The 829-nt window shown below is 33.1% G+C and carries 1 pseudogene; it reads right to left on the reverse strand.

Features of this window, described 5'->3' with window-relative positions:
- Positions 1 to 823: pseudogene (locus LC095_RS26640) on the reverse strand (IS1182 family transposase); the annotation flags it as partial.
- Positions 824 to 829: the final 6 nt, after the last annotated feature.

The following is an 829-nucleotide window of genomic DNA, read 5'->3' on the forward strand; positions in this document are numbered from 1 at the left end:
AAAGCTGAAGCTTCTACTTTAAAACCAAATCGCTCGATTTGGCGGTCAAGTCTTGATAAATAAGGAACAGAATCATGGACATTTCCTGGTGTAACATAGGCATCAGTTATAATGTTGAATTTAAAGTCTGTCGTTCGATGATCTAGATAACAGAACATTTCCTGTTTGTTATCTCTAGACATAAATCCACTTTCAGGATCTGTTGAACTTACTCGTATTTCCTTAGTTTCCTTCACCTCCTCTCTTTCTTTTAGAGCTTTTTTCCGTGATCTTTACGATCTTGTTCAATAGCTTTATTTAAGTCTTCAATATAATCTCTTGTCTCAACCTCAACAGTTTCTCTGGTGAATTTGTGTTTATTCGCATTGGCTTTTAAATGAGTAGAATCCGTAAAGAGAACTCTTCCTCCTACCATGCGATGTTCCATTGCTTGAAACACGATCTCATCAAAGATTTCTTGGAATATATTTGTTTCTGCATAACGAGTTCTACGATTCCAGCTTATTGTAGAATGATGAGGAACTCGATCAGATAATTTCAACCCTAAAAACCATCTATAAGCAATATTCATTTTAATTTCTTCTTCTAATTGCCTCTCAGAGCGAATTCCATATAAATAACCAACAAACATCATTTTAAAAAGAACTAGAGGATCAATTGAAGGGCGTCCGTTATCCTCACAATAATAAGGTTTTACTTTTTCAAGAATGAATGAAAAATCTATATATTTATCTATTTTTCGAAGTAGATGATTTTCAGGAACAAGGTCATCTATTACTATAAATTCAACTTCATTTTGTGTGTTTTCTCTTGTATTGAACATAAATAT

The organism is Metabacillus niabensis (assembly GCF_020524345.1).
Classification (GTDB): Bacteria; Bacillota; Bacilli; order Bacillales; family Bacillaceae; genus Metabacillus; species Metabacillus niabensis_B.